Below are 21,122 nucleotides of genomic sequence, written 5' to 3'. Positions count from 1 at the left end.
CTCGTGTACCCCGAAGGGCCTTACCGCTCGACTTGCATGTGTTAAGCACGCCGCCAGCGTTCGTCCTGAGCCAGGATCAAACTCTCCGTTGAAGACTCTAGATTGGCCGGCAGAACCGGCAATCAGTCATAGACATCGAGTCAAATCACTAGCAAAAAAACTCAAACTAGCTTAATCAAACACTGACCCCCATCCGACGGAAGAAGGAAGGGAAGCCAGCAAAATACCCACACCACACACACCCCGAAACCCGAAGGCCCCGAAAGCAATTCGTGATGCGGAGTACCAAAAACATTTGGCACTGACATTCATCGACACACTGTTGAGTTCTCAAAGAACACGCGCACACCATCACCACCGAAGTATCAACTTCGGCCGCTCCGGGGCAACCGTTCCATCTTATCCTACCAGCCTCACCGGCGCAAGCCGTGACGCTGATCAAGATCAAACCGGGGTTGAAGCACCACCATACACGGCGGTGAACTTCCGATTTACCAGGCGCCTGCGTCCAACCTCGTGTCCCCCGCCTTCCGGCCGGGGTCGGTGTCCGTGTCGCTCTGACCTGGAATAAGTTACGCGAAGGGAAACAAGAACACCAAATCGCCAGGTCAACGTCGCTAAACCCCGATTCAGGGCACCCAGTACTTGGCCGCCAGCTGCTCGATCACCAGATCGCCCTCCGATGCCTGTTCCAACGCCGCGAGGTCGGAGTCGATGGAAACCAATCGTGGATCGTCCCCCTCCGCCTCCTGGACCGGGTGCCCCCCGTCCTCGGCCAGCTGACGCAACAGCTTCTCGCGCACCCGGTCCTTCAGCGAATCGCTCATATCGAAATCATGGTCGTGCGGCGATGGGTTGTCGAGAGCGCAACGCACTCACTCCTCGGTCTCGTCCGGCGCCTTCACGTTGTCGCTCTTGCCGAAGACTCGCAGCGCGGTCGGAATGAGGACGATCAGCGCGCCCAGGATCGCGATCAGCGAAAAGACCTGCATTGCCATCTGTGAACCGACTCTCTGTTTCGTGCCCGCGGCGACCAGGTGTCAGGCCGGCGCGAGCCAGCTTCCCCAAGATGTGTTCCTGGTGACGGTAAACGCCGCAAGGAGAATGAGCACACCCACTGTCACTCGCGGTCCCACCACGAAGATGGGATCGCGTCGTCCTTGCCAGCGCCGACGTGCCCATCCGATCCACGCGAAAATCATCACCGCGATGAACGGGACGATCAGGACATTGCCGGCGACGGCCGCGCCGAGGTCGAGGTTGGTCAGGTCATGCACCGCCCGCAGCCCGCCACAGGCCGGGCACCACCACCCGGTCAGTGCGTAGACGGGACAGAAACCGTACGAACCCTGCTGATGCGGATCCCGGAAGTGGAGGATGGCGGTCGCGACCACGGCGCCGGCGGCGACAGCGGCAGGTGCTCCGAGTGCGCGCAGACCGCCCGCCCGCGTCGCCGGAGTTCCACTCTGGGTGTCCACCCGTCCAGTCTTCCCGATCTCTCCGGTCTCCGGTGGATCGGACCCGGAGACGACTCTGGCCCTTCCCGACTGATCGGGAAGGGCCAGAGGACCGCTGAGCTGCCTGAGAGAATCGAACTCTCGACCTTTTCATTACGAGTGAAATGCTCTACCGACTGAGCTAAGGCAGCGGTGCCTTTCGGCGGTGGCGAGTCTAGCGCCTCAACCCCGAGTATGCGAAAACGGCTCCCTGAACGCGTCGCCGAGACTGGCCACCATGGCGTCGACAGCCCACTGCGGTTTGACGTTGACGGTGATCGCCTCGCGGCACTCCAGGACGGCTTCGATGCACTTCAGAAGGCCTTCCGGGGTGGTTCGCGACGCGAGATCGGCGGCCCGATCGGCCATGTCCGGGTGGTTCGCGGCGGCGTTCGACTTCCACGCGACGGCGAGCGCGTCGCGGTAGAGACCGGCCAGATCGATCAGTGCGCGGTCGAGTGCGTCGCGGCCCGTGCGGGTGGCCCGGGACTTCTGCCGCTTCTCGAGATCTTTCAGCACACCTGCCGAGCCGCGGAGCGCCCCGGCCGCACCCTTACCGGTACCGCCTGCACCCAGTGCGGTGCGCAACTCTTCGGTCTCCTGCTCGTCCCGAGCGGCGCTCATCTCCTTCGCCTCCGCGTCGGCGGAACGCACCAGTTCTTCCGCAGCGGCGAACGCGGTGGCGGGCCGCAGCGCCGCGACCGCCAGGTCCAGCGCGTCCCTCCGACGCACCTTGGCGTTCAGATCCGTCGCGAGACGCCGCGCCCGCCCGACGTGGCCGCCGCTGATCGAGGCAGCCAATTGCGCATCTTCGGGGTCCAGGCCGTCCCGCTCGCGCAGGACCTTGGCGATGGAGTCGGCCGACGGCGTCACGAGATGGATGTGCCGGCAGCGCGACCGCAGCGTCACGGAGATGTCCTGCGGGTCGACGGACGGCGCGCACAGCAGGAACACGGTGCGGTCCGGTGGCTCCTCCACCACTTTCAGGAGCGCGTTGGCGGCGCCCTCGGTGAGCCGGTCCGCATCCTCGACGACCACGATCTGCCAGCGCCCGGTACTCGGCCGGCGGGCGGCGGTCTGCACGATGGCGCGCATCTCCTTGACGCTGATGCTCAGGCCCTCGGGGACGACCTGCCGGACGTCGCCGTGGGTGCCGGCCATCGCGGTGGTGCAGGCATGGCAGACGCCGCAGCCGGGAATGCCGTCGCTCGTGCACTGCAGGGCGGCGGCGAAACACTGCGCGGCCACCGACCTACCCGAGCCGGGCGGGCCGGTGAACAACCACGAGTGCGTCATCGAGGAGCCCATCTCGCCGACTCCACGACGGGCGGCCGTCGCCGCGGCCGTCAGCTCGGACTCGACGTCCTCCTGGCCCACCAACCGGTCGAATACCGTCACCGCGTCAGCCTAACCGGCACGTGCGACATCCCTACCGGCCCGAGATACCGGCTCACGCCTTCTTGTCCGCGGCCTTCTTCGAGGCAGCCTTCTTCGCCGGCGCCTTCTTGGCGGCAGTCTTCTTGGCCGCCTTCTTGGCTGGTGCCTTCTTCGCAGCGGCCTTCTTCTTGACGGGGCCGCGGGCACGCCGATCCGCGAGCAGTTCCGAAGCGCGGGCGTCGGTGATGGACTCCACCTCGTCGCCCTTGCGGAGGCTGGCGTTGGTTTCACCGTCCGTGACGTACGGACCGAACCGGCCGTCCTTGATCACCATCGGCTTCTCGCTGACCGAGTCGACACCCAGCTCCCGCAGCGGCGGGGTGGCGGCGGCCTGACGTCCGCGGCGTTTGGGCTCCGCGTAGATCTTCAGCGCCTCGTCGAGGGTCACCGTGAACATCTGGTCCTCGGTGGCGAGCGACCGCGAGTCCGTGCCCTTCTTCAGATACGGGCCGTAGCGGCCGTTCTGCGCGGTGATCTCTTCCTTCGACTCCGGATCGATACCCACCACACGCGGCAGCGACAACAGCTTGAGAGCGTCGTCGAGGGTTACCGTCGCCAGGTCCATCGACTTGAGCAGCGAGCCCGTCCGTGGCTTCGGGCCGGTGGCCTTCTTCGCCGCCTTCTTCGCGGGCGCCTTCTTGGCGGCAGCCGTCTTCGTCTTGGTCGTCCCGTCGGCCGATTCGTCGGTCACCGGCACCACGGCCGGTTCGGGCTCCGGTTCCGGCCCGGGCAGGATCTCGGTGACGTACGGACCGAAGCGGCCCTCCTTCGCGACGATCTCGTGCCCGGTCAGCGGGTCGACGCCCAGCTTGCGACCCTCCTGCGGCGTCGAAAACAGCTTCTCCGCGTACTCCGGCGTCAGCTCGTCCGGCGGGAGGTCGTCGGGCAGGTTGGCACGCTGCGAGATGAGGTCGCCCTCGGGATCGTCCGGGTTCTGGACCATCCGTTCGAGATACGGACCGAACCGTCCGACGCGGACGTGCACTTCCCGTCCCTCGGCATCGTCGAAGAGCCTGATCGAGTTGACCTCGCGGGCGTCGATCTCCTCGAGGTTGACGCCGACCATCTTCTTCAGGCCGCCCTCACGGGCCACCGAACCCTCGGCTCCGTGGTCGCCGCCGAAGTAGAAACTGCTGAGCCAGTTGCCGCGCTGTTCGCGGCCACCGGCGATCGCGTCGAGGTCGTCTTCCATGCCGGCGGTGAAGTCGAAGTCGACCAACCGTCCGAAGTGCATCTCGAGAAGGCCGATGACGGCGAACGCCACCCAGGACGGGACCAGCGCGCTACCGCGTTTGTAGACGTATCCGCGATCGAGGATGGTCTTGATGATCGACGAATACGTGGACGGACGGCCGATGCCCAGCTCTTCCAGGGTCTTGATCAGGCTCGCTTCGGTGTACCGGGCGGGCGGGTTGGTGGTGTGGCCGTCGGGGTCGAGTTTGGTGGCGGTGACCGCCTGGCCCTCGACGAGCACCGGCAGACGGGACTCGGCGTCGTCGGACTGGCCGCCCGCCTCCTCGTCGACGCTCTCCACATAGGCCTTCAGGAAGCCCGCGAAAGTGATGGTGCGGCCCGACGACGAGAAGGTGCACTCCTCGCCGGTGCCCGCCGTTCCGGTGATCCGCAGGGTCAGCGTCGTGCCCCGCGCGTCGGCCATCTGCGACGCGACGGTGCGCTGCCAGATCAGCTCGTACAGACGAAACTCGTCGGTGTCGAGACGTGAATGCAGCTGACCGGGGGTCTGGAACACGTCGCCGGCGGGGCGGATCGCCTCGTGCGCCTCCTGCGCGTTCTTGACTTTGCGGGTGTACTGCCGCGGAGTGTCGTGCACGTACTCGGCGCCGTACAACTCGGTGGCCTGCGCCCGGGCGGCAGCGATCGCCGACGACGACAGCGTCGTCGAGTCGGTACGCATGTAGGTGATGTAGCCGTTCTCGTACAGCCGCTGCGCGATGCGCATGGTCCGCTCGGACGTGAACCGCAGCTTGCGGCCCGCCTCCTGCTGCAGCGTCGACGTCATGAACGGCGCGTACGGCTTGCGGGTGTACGGCTTGCTCTCCGCGGAGGAGACGGTGAGATCGACACCCGCGAGGGACTCGGCCAGACGCTGCGCCCGCGCCTCGTCCAGCACCGTCACGGTGCTCGTCTTCAACTGGCCGTCCGAACCGAAGTCGCGGCCGGACGCCACCCGGGACCCGTCGACGGTCACCAGACGCGCCCCGAAACTGCGGGGGCTGGCTTCCGCGCCGGCATCGAGAGTGGCGGAGATGTCCCAGTAGGAGGCCGAGCGGAACGCCATCCGCTCGCGTTCCCGCTGCACGATGACGCGGGTGGCGACGGACTGCACGCGGCCTGCCGACAACCTCGGCATGACCTTCTTCCACAGCACGGGGCTGACCTCGTAGCCGTACAGACGGTCGAGGATGCGGCGGGTCTCCTGCGCGTCGACCAGGTCGTTGTCGAGCTCGCGGGTGTCCTCGGCCGCGGCGCGGATGGCCGGCTCGGTGATCTCGTGGAAGACCATCCGGCGAACCGGGATCTTCGGCTTGAGCGTTTCGAGGAGGTGCCAGGCGATCGCTTCGCCCTCGCGGTCGGGGTCGGTGGCGAGGAAGAGTTCATCGGCGTCCTTGAGGAGGCTCTTCAGCTCCGTGACCTTGGACTTCTTCTCCGGGCTGACCACGTAGAGCGGTTCGAAGTCCTGGTCGACGTTGACGCCGAGCCGCGCCCACGGCTCACCCTTGTACTTGGCCGGGACGTCGGCGGCTCCTCGCGGAAGGTCGCGGATGTGGCCGACCGACGCCTCGACGACATAGTTCTTCCCGAGGTACGGGGCGATCTTGCGGGCCTTGGTCGGCGACTCGACGATCACGAGGCGGCGAGGCTGGCCGGACGCTCCCGCCGCACCCTGTGCACTGCCGTTGTCCCCTTTAGCCACCTGAAGCCCGAGCCTTCCTGAAGTCGATCGCTGCCACTCGACAGTTGTGCAGACAAACCCTTTTATACCCGGTTCGCCTATTACTAGAGTGACATACCCGGAACCCATCCTCGCAGATCAGTACCGTCTACACGGCCCTACACGTGGGGCCAACCGGTACGGTCGTCCACATTTCCGGGAGCCTCGCCGATGCTCTCGACGAGTCTGCCGAGCCTACGCCGACCCGAGATCCGGAGCCCCGGACCGGACCCACGGGTGCCGATCAGCGTCGGCGCGATGCCCGCCCGCATCAACGCCTGGGCCAACGGCGCGTGGGTATCCGGGGCGTGCGGATCGAGTCCGAGGACGAACCGTTCACCCTCCGCTTCACCCCTGCCCGACGCCAGCGCCCACACCCTCAGCTGACGCCCCGACGGCACCCAGCCGGAGGGCACCGCCTTGACCGCTCCCCTCGTCCACTGGTCCGCGAGAGGCCGCAGGTCGACGACGGACGCGGTGCGGACCAGGGGGCTGCCCTCGTCGCTGCGCGTGATCTCGACCTCGAGTCCGGCCTGCCCGATCAGCTCCGCGATCGCCTCCGCCCGCCACTGCGCGTCGACCACGATCGAGATGCGCGCCCGCCCGCCGGACGTGACCACCTGGCCCGTCGCCGCGAGAAGACCGCACAGATCGGTGACAGCCGGCGGCATCGCCTCCGCGGAGAAGAAGGAGAGCTGACTCACGGAAGTACCCCCTTTTGCCACGGCACCGTTGCCGTGAAAACGACTCGTCCCCCACCGCCTCAGGCGATGGGGGACGAATCAGACGCGGCCACGAGGACCCCGCCTATCTGATTTACGTGTTCACGAACGTGAACGGCAGAATCAGACTGCGCGAACGCCGGTTGCCTGGGGACCCTTGGTGCCCTGGCCGACCTCGAACTCCACGCGCTGGTTCTCCTCGAGGGTGCGGAAGCCGCTGCCCTGGATCTCGGAGTAGTGAACGAAGACGTCAGCGGAGCCGTCTTCGGGTGCGATGAAGCCGAAGCCCTTTTCCGCGTTGAACCACTTCACAGTGCCCTGTGCCATGCTTTTCCTTCTCTTTCTAACCACCGGATTCGGCGGACAGCACATACAGTCCGCCGGGCCGGTTCCGACCGCTGTACTTCTAGATTTCCCCCTCAGGAAAAGCAGAGCACCGCGTTCGCAACATCGATCCTGCGAACGTTCACTCTTTCAAGCCTACGAACACAGAAGCTGCGACCAGTTGTAGTCAACCATGAACTCCGGGAACGCAACAGTCGAAATCCGAACAATTCACACAAAAAGTTGATCTTGTAGCGAACAGGCCCGGAACTGAACATTGGCGACGGACTCGCGACACCCCGGGCGACAGGCCGTCCGAGGCACTCGTTATCATCAAATGCGCAGGTCGTGGCGGTGTGGAAGCTACTCGCCCGTCCCTACGACAGCCCGGAGACTTCAGTGAGCACACCGTTTTCACCCCGTGACGACAGTGGAAATACGGGCGAAACATACGGCCGAACACTGCTGAACCGAGTGCTCGAGGGCGTTCCCCGGGACGAAAACCCGCTCACTTTCGCCGCAGAAATGCCTGCGCGGACTTCTCAACTGTCGGAATGGCCCGCCTGGGCGCACCCCAGCGTCGTCCGGGCCATGCAGGAGAACGGGATCGCCCGTCCCTGGACTCATCAGGCCGCCGCCGCCGACCTGGCGCATCACGGGACGAACGTCGTGGTGTCCACCGGAACCGCGTCGGGCAAATCCCTCGCCTACCAGCTTCCGGTACTCACCACTCTGGCAACGGATCCGCGGGCGACCGCCCTCTACCTCTCGCCGACCAAGGCGCTGGGAGCGGACCAGCTCCGGGCGGTGACGGCACTCATCGACTCCGATGTCATGGACGCCGGGGACGACCTGCGGAGCGCGTGCCCATGTGTGTTCGACGGCGACACCCCACTCGAGGTGCGGCACTGGGCCCGGGAGAACTCGCGGTGGCTCTTCACGAACCCCGACATGCTGCACATCTCGCTCCTGCGGACCCACCAGCGATGGGCGCACTTCTTCCGCAATCTGGCGTACGTGGTGATCGACGAATGCCACTCCTACCGTGGCGTCTTCGGCTCGAATGTCGCGCTCGTGCTGCGGCGGCTCCGGCGCATCGCGGCGCGGTACGGCGCCGACCCCGTCTTCGTCCTCGCGTCCGCCACCACCGCAGACCCCGGGGCGGCGGCGTCGAGGTTGATCGGGGCGCCCTGTGCCGAGATCGTGGAAGACGGTTCGCCGCACGGTCCCCGGACCGTCGCGCTGTGGGAACCCCCGCTCATGCGGGAGGTCACCGGGGAGAACGGAAGCCCCGTCCGGCGGCCCGCCGGGTCCGAGGCCGCACGCATCATGGCCTCTCTGATGGTCGAAGGCGCCCGCACGCTGACCTTCGTGCGCTCCCGCCGGGGCGCCGAACTGACCGCGATGGCGACCAAACGCCTACTCGGGGAGATCGATCCCGAACTCGCGTCGCGCGTCGCGTCGTACCGGGCCGGCTACCTCGCCGAGGACCGGCGTGAACTCGAAACTGCCCTCGCCGATGGCACCCTGCTCGGGGCGGCAACGACGAATGCGCTGGAACTGGGCGTCGACATCGCCGGCCTCGACGCCGTCGTCGTCGCCGGGTTCCCCGGCACGGTGGCGTCGTTCTGGCAGCAGGGCGGCCGGTCCGGCAGGCGCGGCGAAGGTTCGCTCGTGGTGCTGGTCGCGCGGGACGACCCGCTCGACACCTACCTCGTCCACCATCCGTCCGCGCTGCTCGACAAACCCGTCGAGGCCACCGTCACCGACCCGAGCAATCCGTACGTCCTCGGCCCGCAGTTGCTCTGCGCGGCAATGGAACTACCACTGTCCGACGCGGAGGCCGAAGCGTTCGGGGCGGTCGACGTGCTCGGGAAGCTGTCGGAACAGGGCCTGATCCGCCGGCGCGCACACGGCTGGTTCGTCACCGCCGGCACAAATCCTCATGGGGCAGTGGATATCCGGGGTGGAATCGGAACCCAGGTGGCGATTGTCGTGTCGGAATCCGGACGCATGCTCGGAACGGTCGACACCGGCCGCGCTCCCGCCACGGCGCACCCCGGCGCCGTCCACATCCATCAGGGTGAGTCGTACGTCGTCGACGAACTCGACCTCGACCAGGGCCTCGCCCTGGTGCACGCGGAGGACCCCGACTGGACGACGTCGGCCCGCGAAACCACCGAGATCACCGTCACCTCGGTACTCGAGCAGAAGCAGTTCGGCGACGTCGAGGTCGCGCTCGTCGAGGTCGAGGTGACCCATCAGGTGATCGGGTACCTGCGGCGACTGCCGTCCGGCGAGATCCTCGACGCCGTCGAACTGGACATGCCGAAACACACCCTCCCCACCCGCGCGGTGATGTACACGATCACCCCGGAACTTCTGCTGCAGGCCGGTGTTCCGGCGGAACGCGTGCCCGGGGCACTCCACGCCGCGGAACACGCGGCGATCGGGCTCCTACCCCTCGTCGCGGTGTGCGATCGAGGCGACATCGGCGGCGTCTCGACGGCGTTGCACGCCGACACCGGGCTGCCCACCGTGTTCGTCTACGACGGTCACGCCGGCGGCGCCGGATTCGCCGACCGGGGGCACGCCGAACTCACCCGCTGGCTCGGCGCGACCCGCGAAGCGATCCGATCGTGCGACTGCACGTCCGGGTGCCCGTCCTGCGTGTACTCGCCGAAGTGTGGAAACGGCAACGATCCCCTCGACAAGGACGGGGCGATCCGGATCCTCTCCGCGGTGCTCGACTCGCTCGGCTGAGATACCGGCGTTCCGATCAGCGCAGATATAACCGCACCGTGTCGATCACGTCGCGGAGCAGGTGAATCTCCTCGCCGGTCGGCGGCGCGGTGACCGTGACATCGTCCGCGACCTTCAATTCCCAGCCGGTCTGCGCCCGCACGTCGTCGACGGTGACCCCCTCGTGCACGCTGACCAACTCGAGTTCGTCGAACGGCCCCTGCCGCGACAGCACGCCGAGGTTCGTGAACACCTTCGTCACCCCGCGGCCACGAGGGGCGATCCCGTCGCCCGCCGCCCGGGCCCGGACCGGGCTCGGCGACGTGCAGAAGTCGAGTTCCGCGGGGAAGGCGCTCGGATCGTGGCGCCGCATCACCACGAAGATCTCGCCGGCGTTGGGCATGATTTCCGCGGCACCACCGGCTCCGGGCAACCGGACCGTCGGCTTGTCCCAGTCGCCGATGATGCTGGTGTTGAGACTGCCGTACCTGTCGATCTGGGCCGCGCCGAGGAACCCGACGTCCACGTTGCCGCCCTGCAGCACGTACCCGAACAACGCCTGCATCGACACCACCGACTCCGCGCCCGACACGACCACCGAGTCGGCGATGCCCTCGGCCATCGCGCTGGGATGGGCGCCGCACACACCCGATTCGTAGATCAGTTCGACGTCCGGGTTGCTGGTCCGCTTCGCCAGGTCGACGGCGAGCGTCGGCAGGCCGACCCCGGCGAAGACACGCCTCTTGCCGGCGAGTTCGCGGGCGGCGACGGACACGATGACCTCGGTCGCCGAGATCCCTCCGACTCGTGCTGTGGTCATTTTCTGCTCCCGTAGTCGACCGGTTCGGAGAATCGCGGCGCGACGGCGAGGTCGTCCCAGTAGTCGCCGCCGAGTTTGTCCAGGTATTCCTCGTGATTCGCGGTGCCGTGCACCCATTCCTTCAGCCACGCCTGCAGGAGTCCCGAGTCCTTGCTGATCGCGGTCCAGCGTCGGTAGAACGCGCAGTCCCGGTCGTAATAGCCCTGCACATACGAAGGATGCGCCCCGCGCGGACAGACGACGACGGCATCGACCGCATGGGACGGGATCAGCGTGCGGTTGGGATCGGAGCGGACGACGTCGTCGTCGACGATCTCCTCGACGACCACGATCGCCTTCCCCGCGGCATACACCGCCTCCTGCTGAACCCCGGAGATCCCCCAGATCTGCACATTGCCGTGACGGTCGGCGCGCTGCGCGTGAACGATGGTCACGTCCGGGTTCAGCGGCGGCACGACGTAGACAGTGCCCTCCCCGTAGGGGTCGTCGACCAGGCGAATTCTGGGGTTGAGCCGCGGAAGGTCGCTTCCGGCGTACGACCGCAGCGGAAAGAACGGCAACCCGGCGGCGCCCGCCTGATAGCGGCAGACCATTCCGTAGTGGCTGTACTCCTCGACCTCGAGCGGCGCCGGATCGTGACGCTCGATGCGACGGCGCAACTCGTGCAGGGACCCGGCCGAGCCGCTCGCAAAGAATGAGGCCACGAGCTTGGTGACACAACCGGCGGCCACGAGTTGATCCGACACGATGTCCGGCGTCATCCGGCACAGCGTCAGATTCTGGCGCTGCTGCCGGATGATCTCGTGCGCAGCCGCGAACGAGATGAGATGCGAGAAACCCTCGAGACACACGGTCATGCCGTCTTCGACGTACGTCTCGATGGCCTCCGCCATGCTGACCACTTTGCTCATTGCCATGCCCTTCTCCGGAACCGCCGGGAGCCGCTTCTGGACCCTTCCCACCGGATTACCGCCGTCTCGCTCAATAGTGTTGACAGGTCTATTGCTCGAACTGCAATAGTTCTGGTGTGGAGATTTCTCAGATCACTGCCTTTCTCGCCGTCGCCGAGGAGTTGCATTTCGGCCGGGCCGCACAACGCCTGCACTCGGCTCAGCCGCCGCTGAGCAGAACCATTCGGCAACTGGAGAAACAACTCGGGGCAACCCTGTTCGACCGGAACACCCGGAACGTCCGCCTCACCTCCGCCGGCGAGGCACTGCTCGGCCCGGCGCGCGAGATCCTGGACGCCTGCCGGCTCGCGGAGATCGCCGTCGCCGCCGCCGGGCGCGGCCAGGTCGGCCGGGTGCGCATCGGCTTCTCCGGCGTCTCGTCCCATCTGCTCATCGGACGGTGGGCGAAACTCGTCCGGCACACTCATCCGGGAATCGAATTCGTTTTGAACAGTTCCGCTTTCGCGAGCGAGGCACTGAACAAGCTCCTCGACGGAACCCTCGACATCGGCCTGGGCCGGTGGATCTTCACCCCACCGGGCATCGCGTCCCGCGTCATCCTCAACGAGGACTTCGTGGTGGCCGTGACCGTCGACCACCCGCTCGCGGGCAGGGACGGCGTCCGGATCGAGGAGTTGGCGACCGAGCCCTGGGTGGCGCTGCCCGCCGATCCCGGATCGGCGCTGCGCGACTCCCTGCAGCGGGCGGCCCACGACGCCGGCTTCACGCCCCGGATCGTGCAGAGCGCGCCGGACTCGATGTCGTTGATGGCGTTGGTGTCCGCGGAGGTCGGCTGCGCGTTGACCGTCTCCTCCGTCGTCGAGAACGTCAACAACCCGGATGTCGTGTTTCTCCCGCTGGTCGGAGGTCCCAGCACCCTGCAGTTGCGGATCGCGTGGCGCGCGGACGACGACAGCGCCGCGTTGCGGGAAGTGCTCAGGCTGTCCGAGGAAGCGCTGCCCACTCCGGAATGACTGTCCCCTCCGGGATGAAACTGCGCGGTCAGGAGTGGGCTGTCGCACGTGGCTGCCCTGCGCTCGGAGTGCCGTCGATCGCGCCGTCTTCCTCGACGTCGAGTTGCAGTTCGTCGGCGTCGGACTGCTCCGCCGTCGACAACCGGCGCGCGTCGAATCCGGTCCGGTTCAGGAGCAGCAGCGTGCAGACCAGCGACACGGCGGCGTAGCCGGCCGACACGAAGGCGACACCGACGATGTTGCCGGACGAGTTGAGCATCCACTGCGCCAGCACCGGGGTGCCGCCGCCGACGATCAGCGAACACAGCTGGTAGGCCGCCGACAGGCCGGTGTAGCGAATGTTGGCGGGGAAGGCACGGGCGAGCACACCGGCGATCGCGCCGTAGAACATCGAGTGCGGAATGGTCGCGAGGCACATCATGACCACGGCGACGGCGAAGTTCTCGGTCCGGATCGCGAAGAACATCGCCGGCATCAAGACGAACTCGGGAATCACCATGATGCACATGGCTTTCCGCATGTCGATCCGAGACACCAGGACGGCGCCGAACGGCTGCACGATGAACTGCACGACGAGGGCGATCGCGATGGCACCGAGGAACGTGCCGCGGTCGTAGCCGAGTTCGCTGGTGGCCCAGGACAACGCGAAGGTGTTCTTGAAATACGTCACCTGCGCCAGGGGCAGCGCGCCCGCACCGAGCAGGACGAGGACCCAGTGCTTGCGCAGGACCTCACCGATCGGCAGTGCGACGGTCTTCTTGCGCTTCAGCACGGTCTTCATGGCGTCCGACTCTTCGAGTTTGAGGCGGATGATCATGCCGACGATCACCAGGACCGCGGAGATCAGGAACGGGATACGCCAGCCGTACAGCACGAATTCCGGGGTGGGCATCGCGGAGAGCAGGAAGAACGCCATCGTGGCCAGGAGGTTTCCGGCGGGGGACCCCTGCTGCGCGAACGCCGAGTACAGAATCCCCTTTCCCTTGGGTGCGTTCTCACTGGCGATCAGGACGGCCCCGCCCCACTCGCCACCCACGGCCACGCCCTGAACGACGCGGAGGAAAACCAGCGCAACGGGCGCCCACACCCCGATCTGCGCGTAGGACGGCAGGAGGCCGATCCCGACCGTGGCGGTCCCCATCATCATGAGCGTGATGACCAGGGTGGTCTTCCGGCCGATCTTGTCGCCGAGATGCCCGAAGACGATGCCGCCGATCGGGCGAGCGAGGAACCCGGCCCACAGCGTGACGAACGCCAGCAGGGTGCCCATGCCCGCAGGCAGGGTGTCGGAGAAGAACACCTGACCGAAGACCAGGGCGGACGCGGTGCCGTAGATGTAGAAGTCGTACCACTCGATCGTGGTGCCGATGAACGAGGCGATGCCCGCTCTCCGTGCTTTCGTCTCGGCCTCGGTCCTCTTCGGTGGTGCCGTGGTCATGTAGTGCCCTCTCTCGCCAAGGGAAGTGGTCTGAATGGAAACCAGCTCGCTTCAGTGAGACTCGCATCACAGGATCAATGCCGTCCAATACTGTTCCGACCGGGGATTATTACCGATCTGATCATAATCCGGGAAACCCCGCGCACGCTGGAGCGATGGGCGTCGCCGGCACCGTCCTGCCGTCGACGTCACTCCGCGGGGCCCGATGTCACTCCGCCGGGCCCGCCCGCGCCACCGCCCGCGCGTCCCGGACACCCGGCACGGACAGGATCACGTGCGCGGTGACCGCGACCTCCACGTCCCAGTCGTCGACCTCACAGGACACGACCTCGGTGCGCATCCGCCCCGCGACCTCCCGCGCCGCGTCGCACGCCGCGTCGGTGCCGCGGTCCAGACCGACGGCCGCGGCAAGAGCGGCCAGATCCGCCGCCGACTGCGCGCGGTGCCGCACCGCCACCGCCGAACCGACGTGCACCAGCATCGCCGTGACCACCACCAAGGCCGCGAGCGCGCAACACGCCAGCACCGTCGCGGCACCGCGGTCGTCGGAGATCCCCGAGTTCATCGGCCTCCCCCGCTCCACCCCGGCACCGTGGGTTCGAGCGCAGCTACCGCCTCCGCGGAGATGTTCACGAGCGGAAGAAGCGGACTGTGTGCCCGCACGGTCGCGACGACGAACTCCCCCTCGGTCCGGACCGATACGTCGGCGCCGTCCGGGGCCACTCTCTGCGCCGCGGAGATCGCCGACTCGTGATCTCCGCGGGCGGTGAGCCGGGCGGCCTCACGGGCCGAATCGACACACCGGACGTGCAGCGTCACCGCGGTGATCGCGCCGACACACAGCACGACCACCGCGACGATCGACGCGATCGCTATCGCCGCCTCCACCGTGACGCCGCCCGCCTCCGACCGGCGCAGGTTCTCGGCGGACCTCATCACACCGCGGTGTTCAGCGCTTTGTCGATGATGTTCGTCAATGCCGTGACGATACTGTCGCCGGTGACGACCGAATACAGGACGGCCCCGAACGCCGCGGCCGCGATCGTGCCGATGGCGTACTCGGCGGTCGACATGCCGTCCTCGTCCGTCGCGAGCAGCATCAGGTGTGCCGTCAGTGCCCGCACTGCCGCCACCGACCGGATTCCGTGTTTCATGGTGTTCCCCCTTCAGAGTGTCCGGCGCAGAGGTCCTGAGCCGGAAGTGTCTGCGTGTCACAGCAACCCGCCGTCCAGCACGCGCGAGGCCAGCCCGACGACGACCGGGATGATCCCGAGACAGATGAACGCCGGCAGGAAGCACAACCCGAGCGGACCGCTGATGAGCACGCCCGCTCGTTCGGCCGATGCCGCCGCCAGGTGCTCGACCTGAGTTCGGCCCTCGGCGGCGAGTTCCGTCATCGAACCGGCAAGCGACGAACCCGACGCCGCGGACCGTCGTGCCATCCGGGCGAGCGATTCGGTGGCCGGGTCCGACGCCGCCGCCTCCCATGCGGTCGCCGCGTCGGCCCCCAGCGCGAGCAGGTCTGCGGCGCGGCGGAGCGATTCCGACAGCGGCGCCGGTGCCGACCGTGACACGGCCTGTGCTGCGGTCGCGACCGGCAACCCTGCACGCAGGCACGCTGCCAGCAGGTCGAAGGCGGCGGCGGTCGCGAGCGGGTCCTCGCGGCGCGTGGGGTCGTCCGTCGTGGCCTCTGTCTCGCCCGCACCGCCGGCGTCGCCGCGCAGTCGCTGCACCGGCGATCTGGGCGCGGGGAGAACCAGCACGGCGCACGCGAGGAGAAGTACCGCGCCCCAGATCATCCCGTCACCCGTCCGGTGATCCGGTCGGTCCACAGCAGACCGGCGCACACCAGCCCCGCACCGAGCAGCAGCAGGATGCCGCCCAGCCCGCCGCCGAACAGCACCGTCAGCGGGGACGCCCCCATCATCTGGCCGAGACCGACACCCAGGAGCGGCAGCCCGGCCAGTACGGTCGCCGTCGCCCTCGCCCCGGCGAGCGACGCCTCGGTTCGCTGACGGAAGCGGCTGCGCCCCAACAGGTCCGTCCGCGCCGCCTCGAGCAGTTCCGCCAGCGCGAGACCGTGCGCGTCGGCCACCGCCCAGATGTCGGCGATTCGCCCCAACTCGGTGCCGACTCGGGAGTCTGCGATGCGGAACCCGTCGGCGGCGGATCCCCCGAGCCGCGAGCGCGCCGACGCGGCCCGGAAGGCCGCCGACACACTGCCCACCGATTCGTCGGCCGCCGTCTGACAGGCCGCGGCTGGGTGCGCGCCCACCCGGAGTTCCGCCGTCACAACCTCGAGGCCCGCCAGCACGACACGCAGATCGGCGTCCTTCGCTTTCGCGGACCGGCGTCGCATCGACCTGAACCGTACTGTCGCACAGACGATCACCGAGGCCAGAACCGCGCAGACCCCGCCCAGTTCGTACACGACCGGAGCGCAGACGAGCGCCGCCGGAACCGCCCAGGGCAAACGCATCCGCCGGGAACCTCCCCGTCCGGTCACCGCGAGCAAGCGCGGACGCGACCGCGCGGACGGCACCGCCAGCACCGCGCACGCCAGCACCACCAGACCTACTATCACGACGCCTCCCCACCAGACACGGCCGGTTCCCGCCGAGAACACCAGTGGCGGAGCCGGTCCACCGCCGGCCCCTCCCCTGTGTCGCGACTCCAGGCGGGAACGATCGTGACGCGTCCGTGCTCGTCGCGAGTGACGACACCGATCTGCGTCAACTGCCGCACCCCGCTCGACGACCGGTGGACGTGCAGGATCACCTGCACGGCCGCGGCCAGCTGACTGTGCAGCGCCGCGCGGTCCATTCCGCCCAGTGCCGCAAGCGCTTCGAGCCGGGCGGGCACCTCCTCGGGGGAGTTGGCGTGCACCGTTCCGGCACCGCCGTCGTGACCCGTGTTGAGCGCTGTAAGCAAATCGACTACTTCGGCGCCGCGCACCTCGCCCACGACGATCCGGTCGGGTCGCATACGGAGGGACTGCCGGACGAGGTCCCGGACGGTCACCTCGCCCACACCCTCGACGTTCGGTGCCCGGGCCACGAGCCGGACCACGTGCGGGTGCGTCGGCGCCAATTCCGCGGCGTCCTCGACGCACACGATCCGTTCGGCCGGATCCACCGCCCCCAGCAACGCGGCCAGCAGCGTGGTCTTCCCGGCCCCGGTGCCGCCGGTGACCAGGAAGGCGAGGCGTGCGCGCACGATCTTCACCAGCAGATCGTGAGCCGCCGCGGTGACGGCGCCGCCCGCGACGAGCGCGCCCAGCCCCTGGGTGGCCGGGCGCAGCACCCGCAGCGACAGGCAGGTGCCGCCCTGGGCGACGGGCGCGAGGACGGCATGCAGCCGTACACCGAACGAGCCGTTTCCGACGTCCCGCAGCCTTCCGTCGACCCACGGCTGAGCGTCGTCGAGGCGGCGTCCGGCGGACAGCGCCAGCCGCTGGGCGAGTCGGCGCACCGCCGCCTCGTCGGTGAACCGGACCGCTGCGCGTTCGAGTCCGCGGCCACGATCCACCCATACCCGGTCCGGCGCCGTGACGAGCACGTCCGCAACACCGGGTTCGGTCAGCAGCGACTCGAGCGGGCCTGCGCCGGTGAGTTCGGTCATGAGCACCCGCAACGCACCGAGCAGGTCGGTGTCGCCGAGCACGCCGCCGGACTCGGTCCGGATGGCCGCGGCGACCGTCGCCGGTGTCGGCTCGCCGGACGTGTGCGCGAGGCGTTCGCGCACCCGGTCGAGGAGGTCGGGGGTGACGAGGGAACTCATGCCGCCCACTCCCGCGTCCGCGGTCGGCTGCCGACGGTGTCGAGGACCGCCTCGGTCGCGGCGCCCAGCGGAGAGCGCCGCCCCGGCCGCAGACCGCCGTGTTCGAGCATTCCGGTGAGCGCGCGCTCGGCGCGCATCGACGCGATCAGCGGCAGATCGAGGACCTCCGCCACGTCGGCGCCGCGAAGCCCACCGGGTGCCGGGCCGCGGACCACCAGTCCCTGATTGGGGTTCCGTTCGGTGATCCAGTGCGACACCTTGCCCGCGGCGATGCAGGCCCGGACGGTCGCCGGCACGACGAGGACCACGAGGTCGGCGAGTTCGAGGACGGCCTCGGTGACCGGGCCGGGGAACCGCGACACGTCGCACACGACCAGGTCACCGGCCTGTCGCCCGGCGTCGGTCACGGCGCGGATCGCGGCCGCCGTCGGTCCCGCGCCGTGCCCGGTCCTGCTGCAGGCGAGGACCCTCAGGTGCTCGCCGCGGGCCGGCAGCGCGTCCCGGAGCGCGCCCGAGGAGATCCGGCCGCCCTCGATCGACAGTCCCGACCACCGCAGTCCGGGCACGTCCTCGATGCCCAGCAGCACGTCGAGCCCGGATCCCCACGAGTCGGTGTCGAGCAGCAGTGTGGGCTGCGGCCGCGTCGCCGCGGTGAGGGCTGTCGCGGCCGCCAGGGTGGAGGCGCCGGCGCCGCCGCATCCGCCGACCACGGCGACGACGGTTCCGTCCGCGTCGGGCCGCTGGGGTTGCTCGCCGAGAACGGCGACCAGAGCCGACTCGTCGTCGGGCACGGCCAGCACGTGCTCGGCACCGACCGCGGTCGCGATCCGCCACTCGTCGATGCCCGGCGGCCCGTCACACAGCAGTACGACCCGGCGCCGGCGTGGGAGCCGGTTGCGGCACGCGGCGGCGGCGCTCGGGTCGAGCACGACGATCGGCGCGCTGCCCCAGGTGTGCCGGGCGTCGGCGACCTCGGCCTCGTTCAGCGTCCGGTCGGCCGCAGCCGCCACGCGCCTGATGCTGTGCAGCAGCGCCGGATCGTCGACCAAAACCAGCACTTCGCCACCGTCTCGTGCGTCCATGCAGCGAGCGTGCCCGCTGCCCGATACCGCGGAAAGAGGCCCGGTTCGAATTGTGGACAACTTCGGGGTTGGGGATAAAAACTGGTACCGCCGCACCAATTTTTAGAGAGCAGAAAGCGAAGGGTGGCAGACCGGCCACAAACAGAGGACGACCCTCGCCAGGGGGGGAGGAGGCGAGGGTCGTCAGTGTTCAGCCCCGGGGGGTCGGGCTGAACATCGTCCGGATCAAATCCGGACGTCAGCAATACTACACCTCACCAGATCAGTATTTGCAAGTTCAACTGTTCAAATGTTTTACGGTGTCGGAGATACCGAACGCCCCTGTTCCGAGCGGTCACACGGAACACGCACCCTGAGCCGAAGTCCGCATATCCTTGGAAATTGTGACCGCGAAGCCACAGAGAAGTGCCAAGACAGGTCGACACACCGAGACGGGTCGGGTTGCCGCATTCTTCGACCTCGACAAGACGATCATCGCGAAATCCAGCACCCTCGCGTTCAGCAGACCGTTCTTCGACCAGGGCCTGATCAATCGACGGTCCGTCCTCAAGAGCAGTTACGCGCAGTTCCTGTTCCTGCTGTCGGGCGCGGACCACGATCAGATGGAGCGGATGCGCGCCTACCTCACGAGCATGTGCGCGGGCTGGAACGTGGAGCAGGTCCGGTCCGTCGTCGCCGAGACCCTGCACGACATCGTGGACCCCCTGGTGTTCGCGGAGGCCGCCGACCTCATCGCGGACCACAAGTTGCGGGGTCACGACGTCATCGTAGTCTCGGCGTCGGGCGAGGAAGTGGTGACGCCGATCGCCGAAGCACTCGGAGCGACACGCAGCATGGCCACCCGCATGGCGGTCGCGGACGGGCTCTACACGGGCGAGGTGGAGTTCTACTGCTACGGCGAGGGCAAGGTCGAGGCGATGCGGCAACTGGCCGACGAATACCACTACGACCTGTCGGCATGCTACGCCTACTCCGACTCCGTGACCGACCTGCCGATGCTGTCCGCAGTCGGCCACCCGACGGCCGTCAACCCGGACCGGGCGCTCCGGAAGGCCGCGGCCGGAAACGGTTGGCCCATATTGACTTTCTCGAATCCGGTCTCCCTCAGAGCGCGGCTCCAGGCGCCGTCCGCCACCACCGTGGCGACCACCGCCGCGGTGAGCGTCGGGGCCCTGGTCGCGGGCGCATTCACCTACGGAGTGTTGCGCCGCAAGCGCTGACCGCCGCAACCCGCGACACGGTCACAAACCTGATTTGATACTTGCTGTGAGGGGGGTCACGGGGTACAAAGGAGTTACGGAAGAACGGAAGGCCAAGGTCGACCCAGAAGAGAAGGATCGATCTCCCGACCAGGATTCCCAGCACGGGCACTAGGTACCCACGCGAAGCATAAGCCACTATAAGGGCAAAAGCGTTGTGGGCCTGCGAGACTCGAGTCTTCACCGGCAAGGACCCTGCACAGGTTGCAAGGACGACCCGACGATATTCGGACTCTCGCCGAGGCCACCTACACAACCCACCATTGCACGCTTGGTAACCGGTTGTCCGTGCTAACGGGCGGCGAAGTCGACACCAGTCGGCAGCGCCGCCCGTTTCACATGTCCGGGAACATGTTGCAGCGCAACCGCTTCGAGCTAACTCGCCGCCGCTTCCGCGATCGACGTGGCCTCGCGGGCTCCGGCCTCCAGCGCACCGCAGCAGAGGACGACCCAACTCCCGACCCCCTCCGGTTCGCCCGAGGCGAAGGCGGCTGCCCCGTTGCGGTACGCCTGCTGCCGTCGCAGCCAGCTGACCTCCGGAACCCCGAGATTGTGGGGATCGAGCCCGCTCGACACCGAGACCAGACGGGACGCAGCGCGGGCGACGATGCCGTCGCCCACCCCGAACGGCCTCAGCGTCAACAATTCCCCGTGCACCACCGCCGCCAGCACCGGCGCGGGTGCGGCCGTCCCCCCCGTCACGAGCTGAGCCAGACCGTCCAGCCGCTCCGCGACACCGGACCCGGCCCGAGGCCTGCCGAGCAATTCCTGATCCTCCACGAGGTCGGCCGCGGCCAGCAGGTGCAGCCGCGCGAGGGCTTGCAGTGGCGCACGCTGCCACGTGGACTGCAGAAGCGTGAGGGCGTCACCGTCGAGAGCCTGCCCGACGCGCAGGGCACCCGACAGGATGGGGTCGCCGGCCTCGCCGGGGGCGGGCAGTTCGGTGCTGCCACCGTCCAGCGACGCCGAGGCGCGGGCGGCACGAACCGCCGCCTCGGCCGCCGTGGTCGGCCAGCCGCGCCGGTTGGTCTTGTGGCGGTGAACCGCGCCGAGCGCGTCGCGCGCACGGTCTGCGGCTTCGCGGACACCGGGAAGGTCGACGAGGGGCTGCAACGGGTCGCTCACGTACCGGAACGCTACCCGGC

Annotated in this window: 21 protein-coding genes, 1 tRNA gene and 1 rRNA gene; 3 read left to right on the top strand and 20 right to left on the bottom strand. The window is 68.1% G+C overall.

Features of this window, described 5'->3' with window-relative positions; genetic code table 11:
* The 9 genes from CA951_RS13370 to CA951_RS13335 all read right to left on the bottom strand — a co-directional run.
* Nucleotides 1–92, bottom strand: a 16S ribosomal RNA gene (locus CA951_RS13370); the annotation flags it as partial.
* Between the two features lie 537 nt (nucleotides 93–629).
* Nucleotides 630–827 (bottom strand): hypothetical protein, encoded by a 198-nt coding sequence (locus tag CA951_RS13365; RefSeq protein WP_087557290.1) that lies wholly within the window; start codon nucleotides 825–827, stop codon nucleotides 630–632.
* Nucleotides 828–875: 48 nt separating this feature from the next.
* Complete coding sequence (locus CA951_RS44140; RefSeq protein WP_005248443.1) at nucleotides 876–998, bottom strand: hypothetical protein; 123 nt, start codon at nucleotides 996–998, stop codon at nucleotides 876–878.
* A 42-nt stretch (nucleotides 999–1,040) separates the two neighbouring features.
* Nucleotides 1,041–1,478: a DUF2752 domain-containing protein gene (locus CA951_RS13360; RefSeq protein WP_087557289.1), complete on the bottom strand. Its 438-nt coding sequence runs from the start codon at nucleotides 1,476–1,478 to the stop codon at nucleotides 1,041–1,043.
* A 97-nt stretch (nucleotides 1,479–1,575) separates the two neighbouring features.
* A tRNA-Thr gene (locus CA951_RS13355) sits at nucleotides 1,576–1,648 on the bottom strand.
* Nucleotides 1,649–1,679: 31 nt separating this feature from the next.
* On the bottom strand, nucleotides 1,680–2,894 hold the full coding sequence (locus CA951_RS13350; protein WP_087557288.1) for a DNA polymerase III subunit delta': 1,215 nt from the start codon (nucleotides 2,892–2,894) through the stop codon (nucleotides 1,680–1,682).
* A 52-nt stretch (nucleotides 2,895–2,946) separates the two neighbouring features.
* The gene (gene topA / locus CA951_RS13345) at nucleotides 2,947–5,868 is read right to left on the bottom strand and encodes a type I DNA topoisomerase (protein ID WP_087557287.1); all 2,922 of its coding nucleotides are present in this window, start codon (nucleotides 5,866–5,868) and stop codon (nucleotides 2,947–2,949) included.
* 137 nt (nucleotides 5,869–6,005) lie between these two features.
* Entirely contained in the window at nucleotides 6,006–6,590 is a 585-nt protein-coding gene (locus tag CA951_RS13340) for a hypothetical protein (protein ID WP_087557286.1), read from the bottom strand.
* A gap of 141 nt (nucleotides 6,591–6,731) precedes the next feature.
* Complete coding sequence (locus CA951_RS13335) at nucleotides 6,732–6,935, bottom strand: cold-shock protein (protein ID WP_005248460.1); 204 nt, start codon at nucleotides 6,933–6,935, stop codon at nucleotides 6,732–6,734.
* A gap of 396 nt (nucleotides 6,936–7,331) precedes the next feature.
* Here CA951_RS13335 and CA951_RS13330 point away from each other — a divergent pair, with 396 nt between their 5' ends.
* Nucleotides 7,332–9,695, top strand: coding sequence for a DEAD/DEAH box helicase (locus CA951_RS13330; protein WP_087557285.1), 2,364 nt, complete (start codon nucleotides 7,332–7,334; stop codon nucleotides 9,693–9,695).
* Between the two features lie 16 nt (nucleotides 9,696–9,711).
* Here the strand turns inward: CA951_RS13330 and CA951_RS13325 are convergent, their stop codons facing one another.
* Both CA951_RS13325 and CA951_RS13320 read right to left on the bottom strand, forming a co-directional pair.
* Entirely contained in the window at nucleotides 9,712–10,494 is a 783-nt protein-coding gene (locus CA951_RS13325; RefSeq protein WP_087557284.1) for a CoA-transferase subunit beta, read from the bottom strand.
* On the bottom strand, nucleotides 10,491–11,411 hold the full coding sequence (locus tag CA951_RS13320; RefSeq protein ID WP_087557283.1) for a CoA transferase subunit A: 921 nt from the start codon (nucleotides 11,409–11,411) through the stop codon (nucleotides 10,491–10,493). Before CA951_RS13320 ends, CA951_RS13325 begins: the two co-directional genes overlap by 4 nt.
* 110 nt (nucleotides 11,412–11,521) lie before the next feature.
* Here CA951_RS13320 and CA951_RS13315 point away from each other — a divergent pair, with 110 nt between their 5' ends.
* Nucleotides 11,522–12,418, top strand: coding sequence for a LysR family transcriptional regulator (locus CA951_RS13315; RefSeq protein WP_087557282.1), 897 nt, complete (start codon nucleotides 11,522–11,524; stop codon nucleotides 12,416–12,418).
* 28 nt (nucleotides 12,419–12,446) lie between these two features.
* On the opposite strand, the gene CA951_RS13310 is transcribed toward CA951_RS13315, so the two are convergent.
* The 8 genes from CA951_RS13310 to ssd form a co-directional block, all read right to left on the bottom strand.
* On the bottom strand, nucleotides 12,447–13,856 hold the full coding sequence (locus CA951_RS13310) for an MFS transporter (protein WP_087557281.1): 1,410 nt from the start codon (nucleotides 13,854–13,856) through the stop codon (nucleotides 12,447–12,449).
* A gap of 208 nt (nucleotides 13,857–14,064) precedes the next feature.
* Nucleotides 14,065–14,421 (bottom strand): Rv3654c family TadE-like protein, encoded by a 357-nt coding sequence (locus CA951_RS13305; protein ID WP_087557280.1) that lies wholly within the window; start codon nucleotides 14,419–14,421, stop codon nucleotides 14,065–14,067.
* Nucleotides 14,418–14,792, bottom strand: coding sequence for a TadE family type IV pilus minor pilin (locus CA951_RS13300; protein ID WP_087557279.1), 375 nt, complete (start codon nucleotides 14,790–14,792; stop codon nucleotides 14,418–14,420). The genes CA951_RS13305 and CA951_RS13300 overlap by 4 nt, the downstream gene beginning before the upstream one ends.
* Nucleotides 14,792–15,010 carry a DUF4244 domain-containing protein gene (locus tag CA951_RS13295; protein WP_087557278.1) on the bottom strand — a complete coding sequence of 73 codons (219 nt, stop codon included), beginning with the start codon at nucleotides 15,008–15,010 and terminating at the stop codon, nucleotides 14,792–14,794. The genes CA951_RS13300 and CA951_RS13295 overlap by 1 nt, the downstream gene beginning before the upstream one ends.
* Before the next feature lie 57 nt (nucleotides 15,011–15,067).
* Entirely contained in the window at nucleotides 15,068–15,655 is a 588-nt protein-coding gene (locus CA951_RS13290) for a type II secretion system F family protein (RefSeq protein WP_087557277.1), read from the bottom strand.
* Nucleotides 15,652–16,440: a type II secretion system F family protein gene (locus CA951_RS13285; protein WP_087557307.1), complete on the bottom strand. Its 789-nt coding sequence runs from the start codon at nucleotides 16,438–16,440 to the stop codon at nucleotides 15,652–15,654. Before CA951_RS13285 ends, CA951_RS13290 begins: the two co-directional genes overlap by 4 nt.
* Nucleotides 16,437–17,636 (bottom strand): TadA family conjugal transfer-associated ATPase, encoded by a 1,200-nt coding sequence (locus tag CA951_RS13280; RefSeq protein ID WP_087557306.1) that lies wholly within the window; start codon nucleotides 17,634–17,636, stop codon nucleotides 16,437–16,439. Before CA951_RS13280 ends, CA951_RS13285 begins: the two co-directional genes overlap by 4 nt.
* Nucleotides 17,633–18,718 carry a septum site-determining protein Ssd gene (gene ssd, locus CA951_RS13275; protein ID WP_087557276.1) on the bottom strand — a complete coding sequence of 362 codons (1,086 nt, stop codon included), beginning with the start codon at nucleotides 18,716–18,718 and terminating at the stop codon, nucleotides 17,633–17,635. Before ssd ends, CA951_RS13280 begins: the two co-directional genes overlap by 4 nt.
* Before the next feature lie 383 nt (nucleotides 18,719–19,101).
* Between ssd and CA951_RS13270 the strand changes: the two genes are divergently transcribed.
* Complete coding sequence (locus CA951_RS13270) at nucleotides 19,102–19,938, top strand: HAD-IB family hydrolase (RefSeq protein ID WP_087557275.1); 837 nt, start codon at nucleotides 19,102–19,104, stop codon at nucleotides 19,936–19,938.
* A 414-nt stretch (nucleotides 19,939–20,352) separates the two neighbouring features.
* Here CA951_RS13270 and CA951_RS13265 read toward each other — a convergent pair whose 3' ends face one another.
* The gene (locus tag CA951_RS13265) at nucleotides 20,353–21,102 is read right to left on the bottom strand and encodes a hypothetical protein (RefSeq protein ID WP_012691424.1); all 750 of its coding nucleotides are present in this window, start codon (nucleotides 21,100–21,102) and stop codon (nucleotides 20,353–20,355) included.
* Nucleotides 21,103–21,122: the final 20 nt, after the last annotated feature.

Source organism: Rhodococcus sp. NCIMB 12038 (assembly GCF_002165735.1).
GTDB lineage: Bacteria > Actinomycetota > Actinomycetes > Mycobacteriales > Mycobacteriaceae > Rhodococcus_F.
Note: the sequence above shows the minus strand (reverse complement) of the source record. Positions and strands in the feature narration are given on the sequence as shown.